The organism is Enterobacter sp. (genome assembly GCF_977039595.1).
This window is the reverse complement of record NZ_CDRQYH010000043.1, coordinates 1-12,989: the sequence shown is the minus strand read 5'-3', so window position 1 is coordinate 12,989 and position 12,989 is coordinate 1. Positions and strand designations below refer to the sequence as shown.

Genomic DNA, 12,989 nt, shown 5'->3' with positions numbered 1-12,989 from the left:
TCTCCTTTACTGGCCGAGAGTGAGTGTTTTGAGCATCATGCTCTTCACGGTATTAAGCACTTCGACGTTGGCCTGGTAGCTACGGGAAGCCGACATGGAGTTCACCATCTCACCCACCACATCCACGTTTGGCATTTTCACGTATCCGCTGGCATCCGCGAGCGGGTTACCCGGCTCATACACCAGCCTGTCCGGCGCCTGGCTCTCTACCACATCAGACACCTTCACACCGCCCGTCGCAGCGCCTGGCGCCGCATCGACCTGAAAGACAACCTGTTTGGCACGATAAGGCTGGCCGTCGGGTCCGGTTACACTGTCGGCGTTCGCCAGGTTACTGGCGGCCACGTTCAGGCGTTTGGACTGCGCGGTTAACGCCGAACCGGCAATATCAAAAATATTCAACAAGGCCATCTATCAGTTCCCCCCCTGCAGGACGTTCATCATGCCTTTGATTTGTCCGCCGAGTACGGTCAGGCCCGTCTGGTATTTCAGGCTGTTATCGGCAAACTGCGTACGCTCCCGGTCCATATCCACGGTGTTACCGTCGAGTGAGGGCTGATCGGGAATGCGGTAAAGTAAATCGGTCGCTGGCGCGGTCATCGCCTGAGCAGGAATATGGCGAGAGGATGTCATGGCGAGTGCAACACCCGTTCCTTCGGCACGTCCACGCTCCATCACCTTTTTGAGTTCACTGGAAAAATCAATATCGCGCGCCTGAAACCCCGGGGTATCGGCGTTAGCGATGTTGGCGGCTAAAATCTCCTGCCGCTGGGCGCGTAAGTTGAGCGCTTCCTGCTGAAAACGTAACGCGGCGTCGAGTTTATCGAGCATGTCTCCTCCGCTGATGGCAAAATTTCAGTTCACAGCTTAAATCTCACCAGGTCTCCCCTATCGACGGAATAAGCGCAAAATGCGTCGCTATTTATTGCGTTGATGCAAAACCACTGCAGGTAGAATTCATTCAATTCTGGAAACGGTGGAACTTGCGATGCAAACGTTAAAACGTGGCCTGGTGGCAACTTTCTTGCTGTTTAGCCCTCTGGTGCAGGCTGATGGCTTACAGGATCGGCTGACGGCTTTTTTTGCTGAAAAGCTGGCGGGCTTTTCCGACGAGGTTAACGTTACCGTGCGCACCCCACCGAATCTGTACCCAACCTGTGACCAACCGTCATTCAGCGTGACGGGGACTACCAGGCTGTGGGGGAATGTGAACGTGCTGGCACGCTGCGCGAACGAAAAACGCTATTTACAGGTTGCAGTTCAGGCGACGGGCAATTATGTTGTCGCCGCCGTGCCCATTGCGCGCGGCAGCGTCCTGCAGACGAACAGCGTGACGTTAAAACGCGGGCGTCTGGATCAGCTGCCGCCACGCACCATGCTTGAAATGAACCAGGCACAGGACGCCGTCAGCCTGCGTGATGTCGCCCCCGGCCAGCCGATACAGCTTTCAATGCTGCGTCAGTCGTGGCGGGTAAAAGCGGGTCAACAGGTGATGGTGGTGGCCAACGGAGATGGCTTTAGCATCAACAGTGAAGGGAAAGCGTTAAACAATGCCGCGGTTGCGCAAAACGCCCGCGTCAGAATGTCCTCAGGCCAGGTGGTGAGCGGAACCGTCGATTCTGATGGGAATATTCTGATTAACCTATAATCTTTTTAAAGATTTCGCGGCGCGTGCCGATAAATATTCCACTAATGATGATATCAGGCGCAAACGCCGCGAACCCTCGATGAGGACAACACTATGAGCATTGATCGTACATCAGCCCTGAAGCCGATAAGCGCTGTACAACCTCGCGAAACGAATGACGCTCCTGCGCAGAAAACGCGTCTGGAAAAACCGTCAACGTCCAACAGCACCAGCGTTACCCTGAGCGACGCGCAGGCAAAACTGATGCAGCCAGGCAGCAACGATATCAATATGGAACGTGTTGAAGCGCTGAAAACGGCTATTCGTAACGGTGAGCTGAAAATGGACACCAGCAAAATCGCTGACGCCCTGATTCAGGAAGCACAGAGTTTCTTACAGAGTAACTAACCGTATGAGTCGACTGTCAGAAATACTGGATCAAATGACGGTTGTTCTTAACGACCTGAAAACGGTAATGGACGCTGAACAACAGCATCTCTCTTCCGGTCACATCAACGGCAGTGCGCTGCAGCGTATTACTGAAGATAAGAGTTCACTCCTGGCGACGCTGGATTATCTGGAGCAGCAGCGCCGCGCTGAGCAGGATCCTAAGCGTAGCGCCAATGACGATATTATTGAGCGCTGGCAAACCATTACCGAAAAAACCCAGCATCTGCGCGATCTTAACCAGCACAACGGCTGGCTACTGGAAGGGCAGATTGAGCGTAACCAGCAGGCGCTTGAGGTATTGAAACCGCATAAAGAAACCGGACTGTACGGTGCGGATGGTCAGACAGCGACTGCGCGTATTGCGGGAGTTAAAAAGATTTCGATTTGACGCCTGAGCGACAAATCATGCAGCGGGGAGCACCATAAGGTGAACTCCCCTTTTGGCGTTTATGCCGTACGGCGGGCAAACTCTTTCACTTTGAACCCCAGCACCGCGAGCGTGGCAAAATAAGCCACCACCCCGACGCCTACCACGGCCATCAGCCGCATCAGACGGTAAGGCATGGTGCCCAGGGACCATTCCGGCATCACGTACATCATGCCAAGCAGCGCGGCAGACATTACCAGTACCGCAACGATCAGACGCGCCAGGAAACTCCCCCAGCCCGGCTGCGGCGTAAAAATATCCTGCTTGCGCAGCTGCCAGTATAACAGCCCGGCATTCAGACAGGCCGCCAGACCAATCGATAATGACAGGCCTGCATGCTTCAGCGGACCAATAAACGCCAGGTTCATAAGCTGCGTCATAATCAGCGTCACGATGGCAATTTTCACCGGCGTTTTGATGTCCTGACGCGAGTAGAACCCTGGCGCCAGCACCTTGACGACGATCAGCCCCATCAATCCGACCGAGTAGGCAATCAGCGCGCGCTGGGTCATGGCAGCATCAAAAGCGGTGAATTTCCCGTACTGGAAGAGCGACACCGTTAACGGTTTAGCCAGAATACCCAGCGCCACAGCGCTTGGCAGGGCCAGCAGGAAGCAGAGACGTAATCCCCAGTCCATCAGGCGGCAATATTCATCGTGATTGCCGCTGGCAAAACTTTTCGACAGCGACGGCAGCAGAATGGTCCCCAGCGCCACGCCCAGCACCCCGGACGGAAATTCCATGAGGCGGTCGGCGTAGTACATCCAGGAAACCGAACCGGACACGAGGAAAGAGGCAAAGATGGTGTTGATGATAAGCGAGATCTGGCTGACTGAGACGCCGAGAATGGCGGGCCCCATCTGCTTGATCACGCGCATCGCCCCGGCATCTTTGAAATTGATGCGCGGCAGCACCAGCATGCCAATTTTTTTCAGATGCGGTAGCTGATACGCCAGCTGCAGCACGCCGCCGACGGTGACCGCCCAGGCCAGCGCCAGCACCGGCGGGTTGAAGTGCGGCGCGGCGAAGAGGGCAAAACCGATCATGCTGACGTTGAGAAACGTCGGCGCAAACGCCGGTACAGAGAAGCGGTTCCAGGTATTCAGGACAGCCCCCACCAGCGAAGCCAGCGAGATGAGCAGAATATAGGGGAAAGTAATGCGCAAAAGCTGCGAGGTCAGGGCAAATTTGTCAGCCGTATCGGCAAACCCGGGCGCGGTCACCATAATTACCCAGGGCGCGGTCAGCATCCCGAGTACGGTCACCACAGCTAAAGCCAGCGTCAGCAATCCGGAGACATAAGAAACAAAGACGCGCGTCGCGTCTTCACCCTGCTTGCTTTTATATTCCGCCAGAATGGGCACGAATGCCTGGGAAAACGCCCCTTCAGCAAAAATACGACGCAGCAGGTTCGGCAATTTGAAGGCGACGAAAAAGGCGTCCGTGGCCATCCCTGCACCAAATACCCTTGCCACAATGGCGTCGCGTGCAAAACCCAGCACGCGGGAAAACATGGTCATCGAGCTGACGGCCGCCAGCGATTTTAATAAGTTCATTAACGTGAATTTCCAGAACCATACGGATTTCCAGGACGGGCAAGCGTAAGCGCCACCCGGCAAAGCCTACAAGCGGCGCTTAGTCTACCCGGATTTCAACGAATTACTATCCGCAGATGTTACAGCGAGTTATTCACTCATGGCATCGCGCCAGAGCCTTTCTACAATGCGCTGCGCCATAATGGCCTGCTCGCCGGACGTTTCAGGAACCGTCTGATTTTGCACGCAGGTGATAAAGTGGCGGGCGCATCCTGCGAAACCGCGCTGCTCGAGGGTGCTCTGCCAGCCTGGCGCCGGGAGCGTCACCACGCCGTTGCCCTTCTCTTCCCGCCACTCGCGCATGTCCGTAATGTCGTACAGCGCGCCGTCGGTCACCGCCTGCACGGATTCACGCTGGCTACCCGCCCGACGGTGCATGCTGGTGGTAATCTGAAGATGCTCAACGGAAAAGTGGTGTTCAGCGTAGACCATTTGCCCCTGATCGTTTGTCACGAGGGTGCCGCTTTTCAGCTGCGCATTACCGTTGGTCAGCCACAGCGCCGTATCCACCACATGCAGGTAATCATCCAGAAGGGTGAACCGCAGATCGTTTGGCCCAATGCTGTCGGTACGGTGCTTATCCATTCGCAGCGAGGCAAGCGTGCCCGACTGCGCCTTAAGCTGCTGGTAAAGCGGCGCGAAGCGGCGGTTGAAGCCCACCATCAGCGTCAGTTTTTTGCGCGCCGCCAGTTCGATCAGACGTTCCGCGTCCGGAACATTTTCCGCCAGCGGTTTATCCACGCAGACGTGAACCCCCGCATTGAGCAGCTCACTCACCACCTGATAGTGAGTTGCCGTTGAGGTATGCACAAAAACCGCATTACACTCGCGGGCCAGACCCTGCAGGGAGGCAGCGTACGGAATGCGCCAGGTTTCGCAGATACGTTCTGCCTTTTCTCGCGTGGGTGACCATGCCCCTTGCAGGGTCCAGTCCGTCGCCGCACCTAAAACAGGCAGCCAGGCTTTTTGCGCAATGCCGCCCAGCCCCACCACGCCTACGCGTAATTTTTTCACCGTCAGTCTCCCAGATGTGCCAGCAAGGCATCCAGACGCTGTTTCAGCCCGGCGACCTCTTCTTCCAGCGCTTCTACGCGCGCGGCAAGAGTGTCTGCGCCTGCTGAGGATACCGCGTCGCTCTCCACGGTAGCGACATCGACGTCGCCGCTGAACAGATGCATATAGCGGCTTTCACGTTTGCCCGGCTCGCGCGCCAGACGCACCACGTACGGGCCGTCTTCGCGAGAAGCCAGCCCTTCGAGGGTCTGCTCGACCTCCTGCATATCGCTGAACTCATGCATACGGGAAGCGCGCGTGCGCAGTTCCCCCGGCGTCTGCGCCCCGCGCAGCAGCAGCGTGGTGATGACCGCCACTTCCGCGCTGCTCAACTTCAGGTCACCGAATTCGGAGTTACAAAAGCGCTGTTCGTACTTGGTCACGCGGTTGCCGAAGCCGCTGACGGTGCGCAAATAGTGGCGTTTTACCAGCGCATCCAGCACGTCCTGAACGTCATGCTCGCTGAGGTTCATCACCGGCTCGCGGTTGGTTTTCTGGTTGCAGGCCATGGTCACGGCGTTGACGGAGAGCGGATACTGCTCCGGCGTGGTGACCTGTTTTTCGAGTAAGCACCCAATCACGCGCGCTTCTGTACCGTTTAGCTGATACTTCATCTTTTCTCCTTAACGACCTGCGGTCCAGTCCCGGGTGGTTAACGCCGTCAGAACGTGGTCGCGCCACTCTCCGTCAATCAACAGATAGTCTTTGGCGTAACCCTCTTTCTCGAACCCTAAACGGGCCAGCAAATTGCCGCTGCGCTGATTATGCGGCATATAGTTCGCCATGATGCGATGGATATGCTGCGTGCGTTGCATATAGCGGATCGCCACCGTTAACGCCTCGTACATCAGCCCCTGCCCCTGCCATTTCTGGCCGATGGAGTAGCCAAGGTAGCAGGCGTGAAACGACCCGCGCACCACGTTTGAAAAATTGGCGATCCCGATAATCTCTTTCTCTTCGGGATCCAGCAGCGCGAAATAAAACGCGCTGCCCTGCTTGTGAAATTCCGTAATCATGCTGAGGCGCGCCTGCCATCCGGAAGGGTAACAATGGCTCTCATCCCGAACGGGTTCCCAGGGTTTTAAAAACTGGCGATTCTCGGCGTAATAATCCGCCAGACGCCAGGCATCACGCTCATGCACCAGACGAACGACCAGCCTGTCCGTTGTCAGACGCACTTTTGGCACATTACTGCGATAGCCAAACATCGATCCCACTCCTTCCCGTCACTTCTGCTTACCCATTAGCTTTACTATACCTGCGCCTGCGCCGTCTGTGAAAACAGTGACATACCATTTTGGTCGCTTTTCACTATTTTCGATGAGAACTCTCTATCAAAGCACCCTTTTGATAAAAAAATATTGTCACGCCCGGGGGTGGGAAAAAACGCGGCGACACCGCAGAATGTTAGCGTGCTCACCATCTTATTTTCCCTGGAGGGAAAATGTCCCGCGTATCACAGGCCAGGAGCCTGGGTAAATATTTCCTGCTCGTCGATAACATGCTGGTCGTGCTCGGCTTTTTTGTCGTTTTTCCCCTTATATCGATCCGCTTTGTCGATCAAATGGGCTGGGCGGCATTAATGGTTGGCATTGCCCTGGGGCTACGCCAGTTTGTCCAGCAGGGTCTGGGCGTCTTTGGCGGGGCTATCGCCGACCGCTTTGGCGCTAAACCGATGATCGTTACCGGTATGCTGCTACGCGCGGCAGGGTTTGCCACGATGGCGGTCGCCCAGGAGCCCTGGCTGCTCTGGTTCTCCTGCTTTCTCTCCGGCATCGGGGGCACGCTGTTCGATCCGCCACGTACCGCACTGGTGGTGAAGCTGATTCGCCCTCAGCACCGCGGCCGTTTCTTCTCGATTCTGATGATGCAGGACAGTGCCGGGGCGGTTGTCGGCGCCCTGCTGGGAAGCTGGCTGCTGCAGTATGACTTCCGTCTGGTCTGTGCGGCTGGGGCGGTGCTCTTTATTCTGTGCGCGCTGTTTAATGGCCTGTTCCTGCCCGCCTGGAAGCTGTCGACGGTCAAAGCACCGGTCCGGGAAGGGCTTGGCCGGGTCCTGCGCGACAGGCGTTTTGTCACCTATGTGTTGACCCTGACGGGATACTACATGCTGGCCGTACAGGTCATGCTGATGCTGCCGATCATGGTTAACGATATTGCGGGCACGCCTGCAGCCGTAAAATGGATGTACGCCATTGAAGCCTGCCTGTCGTTAACGCTGCTCTATCCGATTGCCCGCTGGAGCGAGCGACGTTTTCGTCTGGAACATCGCCTGATGGCCGGGCTGTTTCTGATGACGCTGAGCATGATGCCGATCGGCCTGGTGAACACGCTCCAGCAGCTGTTTACGCTGATTTGCACGTTCTATATTGGCTCAATCATCGCCGAGCCTGCCCGTGAGACGCTGAGCGCCTCGCTTGCGGATGCGCGTGCGCGCGGCAGCTATATGGGGTTCAGCCGCCTGGGGCTGGCGCTCGGCGGGGCATTAGGTTACGCCGGGGGCGGCTGGTTGTTTGATGCCGGCAAAGCGTTAAATCAACCTGAACTCCCGTGGATGATGCTGGGCGCGGTGGGCTTTATGACGCTACTCGCCCTGTGGTGGCAGTTCAGCCAGAAACGCAGCGCGAGCGGCATGCTCGAGCCTGGCGCGTAGCCTTTCCCTCGGGCGGGAGCCTCTCCCGCCCCACTTCTCAGTTTTTTCTGCTGGTTTCTGCCCATTCACGCTGACATACTGGCGTAACAGGACAGAAGCGCCGATTTTTCGTTGAGGAACAGTATGAAGAAAATTGTCTTTGCCGCTGCATTAGTTGTCAGCGGCCTGCTCGTTGGCTGTAACCAGCTCACGCAATATACCGTCAGTGAACAGGAAATTAATCAGGCGCTGGAAAAACATAACAATTTCTCGAAAGACATTGGCGTGCCGGGGCTGGCAGACGCGCATATCGTGCTTACAAACCTGAGTAGCCAGATCGGACGTGAAGAGCCAAACAAAGTCACCCTGGCCGGTGATGCGGACCTCGATATGTCCTCCCTCTTTGGCAATCAGAAAGCCAACATCAAGCTCAAGCTGAAGGCACTCCCTGTTTTCAACAAAGAGAAAGGGGCGATTTTCCTGCAGGAGATGGAAGTGGTCGATGCGAAGGTGTCTCCGGACAAGATGGCACCGGTTCTGCAAACCCTGATGCCCTATCTGAATCAGTCGCTGCGTAATTATTTTAACCAGCAGCCCGCGTACGTCTTAAGTGAAGACAAAAGCAAGGGTGAAGCCCTGGCGAAAAAATACGCAAAAGGCATAGAGGTGAAACCGGGCGAAATTATCATTCCTTTCACCGATTAACCTGAAGGGCGCTGCGGCGCCCTTTTTTTTCACGGAAAAGTGTGCAAACGAAAACGTTTCCGCTTATGATTTGTGTCCGGCAAAAACAGCCATCCTTATGACTGATTCCTGACAAGCCGGAGCTTCCATGACTGCACAACCCCAGGTTCTTAAAATCCGCCGCCCTGACGACTGGCATATCCATCTGCGCGATGGCGATATGCTGAAAACCGTCGTGCCTTATACCAGCGAAAGTTATGGCCGCGCGATTGTCATGCCTAACCTGGTTCCACCAGTCACCACCGTCGATGCCGCGATAGCCTATCGCCAGCGCATCCTGGATGCCGTGCCTGCGGGACACGATTTTACCCCGCTGATGACCTGCTATCTGACCGACTCGCTGGACCCGAACGAAGTGGAGCGTGGGTTTAACGAAGGCGTCTTTACGGCAGCGAAACTCTACCCGGCGAACGCCACCACCAACTCCAGCCACGGCGTCACCAGCATTGATGCCATCATGCCGGTTCTGGAACGCATGCAGAAACTGGGTATGCCGCTGCTGGTCCATGGTGAAGTCACGCACGCGGAGATTGATATCTTCGACCGTGAAGCCCGTTTTATCGAGACCGTGATGGAGCCTTTGCGCCAGCGCCTGCCCGCCCTAAAGGTGGTATTTGAGCATATCACCACCAAAGACGCGGCAGAGTACGTGCGTGACGGCAACGATCTTATCGCTGCCACCATTACGCCACAGCACCTGATGTTTAACCGTAACCACATGCTGGTGGGCGGGGTGCGCCCTCACCTCTACTGTCTGCCTATCCTCAAACGCAACATCCACCAGCAGGCGCTGCGCGAGCTGGTCGCCAGCGGGTTCTCCCGCGCGTTCCTCGGTACCGACTCCGCACCTCACGCCCGCCATCGTAAAGAGGCGAGCTGCGGCTGTGCAGGCTGCTTCAACGCCCCAACGGCGCTTGCCAGCTACGCAACAGTATTTGAAGAGATGAACGCGCTGGAACATTTCGAAGCATTCTGCTCCCTTAACGGCCCGCGCTTCTACGGCCTGCCGGTCAACGACACCTTCATCGAGCTGGAGCGTAAAGCGAGCCACGTTGAGGAGTCCATTGCCCTGACGGATGATACGCTGATCCCATTCCTGGCGGGCGAAACCGTAAGCTGGACGGTAAAACGTTAAAAAATCAATCCCCCTTGTTGTCAAAAAGATAATATACCTGTATAAATAAACAGTATATTACACAGGGGGCATTTATGCGTATTGAAGTCACCATAGCCAAAACTACCGTTCTGCCTGCCGGCGCGCTTGATGCACTGGCAGGCGAATTATCCCGCCGTATTAACAACACCTTTCCAGATAACGCGGGTGCCGTAACGGTGCGTTACGCCGCGGCGAACAACCTCTCCGTCATTGGTGCTGCGAAAGAAGATAAAGATCGCATCAGCGAAATCCTGCAGGAAACGTGGGAAAGCGCAGACGACTGGTTTATCACAGATTAACACTGCTCCCTCATTGTGTTTTTTGCCGGGTCGCCCCGGCTTTTTTTTGTCTAAAAATCCTGCAAGTTCAAATTAATTCGGCATCTTCTTTAAGAATCGTGAACAAGATGGTGTTTTATTGTTCGAACAATCCTAAAAAGCAGAAAAATGTGTTGCCAGCTGTTTATTTTTCCCGTCGGAACCCTTATTACTTGGTATACTGAAGATGCTTTCAGAAAAACATGCATTGAACCTCAAAGCCGTTGTCTTCTAACACGCATTAAGGGGGTTATAATGGAAAAGAATAGTGAAGTGATCCAGACCCATCCACTGGTTGGTTGGGATATCAGTACCGTAGATAGCTACGATGCGCTGATGCTGCGTTTGCACTACCAGACCCCGAATCAACTCAACCGTGAAGAAGCGGAAGTTGGACAGACGCTGTGGCTAACAACAGACGTCGCCCGTCAGTTTATTTCTATTTTAGAAGCAGGTATTGCAAAAATAGAATCTGGCGACTATCAGGAAAATGAGTATAAACGGCACTAAGCTTATGCCCACTTTTCTCTCTACAGGCACCCTCGCGGTGCCTTATTTATTTCTCCCTTGTCTAACCCCGCGTTGTTAATTACTCTGCTAACAAAACGTCAGTTTATGAGATGCATATGAAATACGACTTAATCATTATTGGTAGCGGCTCCGTGGGTTCCGCCGCCGGTTATTACGCAACACAGGCAGGCCTGAAGGTCCTGATGATCGATGCCCACCTTCCTCCTCATTCGGAGGGCAGCCATCATGGCGATACCCGCCTCATGCGCCATGCGTATGGAGAAGGCGAGCGCTATGTACCGCTGGTGCTTCGCGCCCAGACGCTGTGGGACGAGCTGGCGAAGCAGACCGAAGAGCGTATTTTCGAGCGTACCGGCGTTATCAACCTTGGCCCTGCTCATTCTGATTTTCTCGCCAGCGTCGAGCGCAGCGCAAAAGCCTTTAATCTTGATGTCGAGAAGCTGGACGCGACGGGCATTACCGCGCGCTGGCCCGAAATTACCGTCCCCGACGATTACATTGGCCTCTTTGAAGCCCACTCCGGCGTGCTGCACTGTGAAACAGCGATCAAAACCTGGATCGATCTTGCCGCGAAAGCCGGCTGCGCGCAGCTGTTTAACTGTCCGGTAGAGGCTATCACCCATGACGAGAATGGCGTCACGGTAACGACTATTGACGGCGACTATTCAGCGTCCCGCCTGCTCGTCAGCGCAGGAACCTGGGTCACGCGCCTGCTGCCGGAACTGCCTGTCCAGCCGGTGCGTAAGGTCTTCTCCTGGTTCCAGTCGGATGGGCGCTACAGCGCGCAGAATAAATTCCCGGCCTTTACCGGCGAATTGCCGAATGGCGATCAGTTCTACGGTTTCCCTTCCGAGAAAGACGCGCTGAAAATCGGTAAACACAACGGTGGCCAGGCTATCGCCTCTCCTGACGAGCGTAAGCCCTTCGGCGCCTTCCCACAGGATGGTTCAGAGGCCTTCTCGTTCCTGCGCAATATTCTTCCAGGCGTCGGTGGCTTGCTGTATGGCGCGGCCTGTACCTACGACAACACGCCGGATGAAGACTTTATCATTGACACCCTGCCGGGGCATGACAACGTCCTGCTGATTACCGGGCTGAGCGGCCACGGCTTTAAGTTTGCTTCCGTGCTGGGTGAAATCGCCGCGCAGTTTGCCCAGGGCATCACGCCGCAGTTTGATCTGACGCCCTTCTCCCTCTCGCGATTTAACGGATAATCCGCCACGGGCTCCGGACGTCCCGGAGCCCGTTTCATTTACACTGCATGTTGGGGCGTTATGCGCAGGATCGTTAACTTTCTTATGAATAATATTCGCGAGCATTTTATGCTCTATATCTTACTGTGGGCGCTGCTGGCCATTATTGATTTTGTTTACATCGTATTTTATTGAAAACCATGATTGACAATAATTGACGTTTATTTAGCTTTGCTGAAACTCTCAATTTCATCTTGCACGAAGACATTGAATTACATTTATTGATCCTGTTCAAAAACGCTGAAATAAATAAAATAAAAATCAATAGACAATTATTTCAGTTGCAATATCACCTCTTCCCGTTCATTTTTACCTTTCGGTTAATATGAAAATGGACATTCTGATGCAATTGCGTAACTCCTCCCGGCGCTACGGAATAATATCCATAAGTTTGCACTGGATATTTGCTCTTGCCGTCTACGGTATGTTTGGACTTGGGCTCTGGATGGTCACGCTCAGCTATTACGATGGCTGGTATCACCAGGCGCCAGAGTTGCATAAAAGTATTGGTGTCCTGCTGATGCTGGGGCTGGTCTTCCGAGTGATCTGGCGACATATCTCCCCGCCGCCCGCCGCGCCAACGTCTCACAGCAAATTTACCCGCTTTAGTGCAGTCGCCGCGCATATTGCCCTCTATGCGCTGCTGTTTGCCATCCTGATTAGCGGCTATCTCATTTCGACGGCTGACGGTAAGCCGATTAACGTTTTTGGCCTGTTCGAGGTTCCGGCAACGCTTAGCGATGCCGGGGCGCAGGCCGATACGGCGGGGGTAGTTCACCTCTGGCTTGCCTGGAGCGTGGTGATCCTGTCCGTACTTCACGGGCTTGCCGCCCTCAAGCACCATTTTATTGATAAAGACGATACGCTAAAGCGCATGCTTGGCCGCTCGTCAGTTGACTCTGGAGCATAAAATGAAAAAACACCTGCTGGGTATCGCCCTGGGTTCTCTGTTATTCACCGCCGGTAATGCCGTGGCGGCGGAGTATAAAATTGATAAAGAGGGCCAGCACGCTTTCGTCAATTTCCGTATTCAGCACCTGGGCTACAGCTGGCTGTACGGCACCTTTAAGGATTTTGACGGCTTTGTTGAATAAATCAGATTTCGGGTAAGTCTCCCCCGTAGCGGGTTGTGTTTTCAGGCAATACGCACGCTTTCAGGCATACCTGCTTTCGTCATTTTGTTCAGCGCTCGTACCAGGGCCAT

General features: G+C 54.9%; 17 protein-coding genes and 1 pseudogene. 12 read left to right on the top strand and 6 right to left on the bottom strand.

Translation table 11 applies throughout. The features are described from left to right. Positions 1-6 precede the first annotated feature (6 nt). On the bottom strand, positions 7-411 hold the full coding sequence (gene flgC, locus ACWYRJ_RS13760) for a flagellar basal body rod protein FlgC (RefSeq protein WP_008500814.1): 405 nt from the start codon (positions 409-411) through the stop codon (positions 7-9). 3 nt (positions 412-414) lie between these two features. Then, positions 415-831 carry a flagellar basal body rod protein FlgB gene (gene flgB, locus ACWYRJ_RS13755; protein WP_023311135.1) on the bottom strand — a complete coding sequence of 139 codons (417 nt, stop codon included), beginning with the start codon at positions 829-831 and terminating at the stop codon, positions 415-417. A 157-nt stretch (positions 832-988) separates the two neighbouring features. On the opposite strand from flgB, the gene flgA reads away from it, so the two are divergent. The 3 genes from flgA (at position 989) to flgN (ending at position 2,465) form a co-directional block, all read left to right on the top strand. After that, entirely contained in the window at positions 989-1,648 is a 660-nt protein-coding gene (gene flgA, locus ACWYRJ_RS13750) for a flagellar basal body P-ring formation chaperone FlgA (protein WP_111965532.1), read from the top strand. 93 nt (positions 1,649-1,741) lie between these two features. Then, positions 1,742-2,035, top strand: a complete 294-nt coding sequence (gene flgM / locus ACWYRJ_RS13745) for a flagellar biosynthesis anti-sigma factor FlgM (RefSeq protein WP_455508089.1) — start codon at positions 1,742-1,744, stop codon at positions 2,033-2,035. A gap of 4 nt (positions 2,036-2,039) precedes the next feature. Beyond that, positions 2,040-2,465, top strand: a complete 426-nt coding sequence (flgN, locus tag ACWYRJ_RS13740) for a flagella biosynthesis chaperone FlgN (protein ID WP_008500818.1) — start codon at positions 2,040-2,042, stop codon at positions 2,463-2,465. A gap of 59 nt (positions 2,466-2,524) precedes the next feature. On the opposite strand, the gene murJ is transcribed toward flgN, so the two are convergent. From murJ to rimJ, 4 genes are all read right to left on the bottom strand, one after another. After that, positions 2,525-4,060, bottom strand: coding sequence for a murein biosynthesis integral membrane protein MurJ (gene murJ / locus ACWYRJ_RS13735; protein WP_455508088.1), 1,536 nt, complete (start codon positions 4,058-4,060; stop codon positions 2,525-2,527). A gap of 129 nt (positions 4,061-4,189) precedes the next feature. Next, positions 4,190-5,113, bottom strand: a complete 924-nt coding sequence (locus tag ACWYRJ_RS13730; RefSeq protein ID WP_455508087.1) for a Gfo/Idh/MocA family protein — start codon at positions 5,111-5,113, stop codon at positions 4,190-4,192. Positions 5,114-5,115: 2 nt separating this feature from the next. Beyond that, positions 5,116-5,766: a YceH family protein gene (locus tag ACWYRJ_RS13725; protein ID WP_249575910.1), complete on the bottom strand. Its 651-nt coding sequence runs from the start codon at positions 5,764-5,766 to the stop codon at positions 5,116-5,118. A gap of 9 nt (positions 5,767-5,775) precedes the next feature. Continuing rightward, positions 5,776-6,360, bottom strand: a complete 585-nt coding sequence (rimJ, locus tag ACWYRJ_RS13720; protein WP_008500822.1) for a ribosomal protein S5-alanine N-acetyltransferase — start codon at positions 6,358-6,360, stop codon at positions 5,776-5,778. 236 nt (positions 6,361-6,596) lie between these two features. Here rimJ and mdtH point away from each other — a divergent pair, with 236 nt between their 5' ends. From mdtH to ACWYRJ_RS13675, 9 genes and pseudogenes are all read left to right on the top strand, one after another. Further along, entirely contained in the window at positions 6,597-7,805 is a 1,209-nt protein-coding gene (gene mdtH / locus ACWYRJ_RS13715; RefSeq protein WP_455508086.1) for a multidrug efflux MFS transporter MdtH, read from the top strand. Positions 7,806-7,928: 123 nt separating this feature from the next. Beyond that, entirely contained in the window at positions 7,929-8,489 is a 561-nt protein-coding gene (locus ACWYRJ_RS13710; protein WP_455508085.1) for a lipoprotein, read from the top strand. A 127-nt stretch (positions 8,490-8,616) separates the two neighbouring features. Then, complete coding sequence (gene pyrC / locus ACWYRJ_RS13705; protein WP_455508084.1) at positions 8,617-9,663, top strand: dihydroorotase; 1,047 nt, start codon at positions 8,617-8,619, stop codon at positions 9,661-9,663. A 74-nt stretch (positions 9,664-9,737) separates the two neighbouring features. Next, a complete protein-coding gene (gene dinI, locus ACWYRJ_RS13700; protein ID WP_008500826.1) occupies positions 9,738-9,983 on the top strand; it encodes a DNA damage-inducible protein I in 246 nt (81 codons plus the stop codon). Between the two features lie 273 nt (positions 9,984-10,256). After that, the gene (gene bssS, locus ACWYRJ_RS13695) at positions 10,257-10,511 is read left to right on the top strand and encodes a biofilm formation regulator BssS (RefSeq protein WP_008500827.1); all 255 of its coding nucleotides are present in this window, start codon (positions 10,257-10,259) and stop codon (positions 10,509-10,511) included. A gap of 116 nt (positions 10,512-10,627) precedes the next feature. Next, positions 10,628-11,746 (top strand): N-methyl-L-tryptophan oxidase, encoded by a 1,119-nt coding sequence (solA, locus tag ACWYRJ_RS13690; protein ID WP_455508083.1) that lies wholly within the window; start codon positions 10,628-10,630, stop codon positions 11,744-11,746. A 60-nt stretch (positions 11,747-11,806) separates the two neighbouring features. Next, on the top strand, positions 11,807-11,920 hold the full coding sequence (locus ACWYRJ_RS13685; RefSeq protein WP_032639612.1) for a YceO family protein: 114 nt from the start codon (positions 11,807-11,809) through the stop codon (positions 11,918-11,920). A gap of 208 nt (positions 11,921-12,128) precedes the next feature. Beyond that, positions 12,129-12,695: a cytochrome b gene (locus ACWYRJ_RS13680; protein WP_455508082.1), complete on the top strand. Its 567-nt coding sequence runs from the start codon at positions 12,129-12,131 to the stop codon at positions 12,693-12,695. Position 12,696: 1 nt separating this feature from the next. Continuing rightward, positions 12,697-12,867: pseudogene (locus ACWYRJ_RS13675) on the top strand (YceI family protein); the annotation flags it as partial. Positions 12,868-12,989 lie beyond the last annotated feature (122 nt).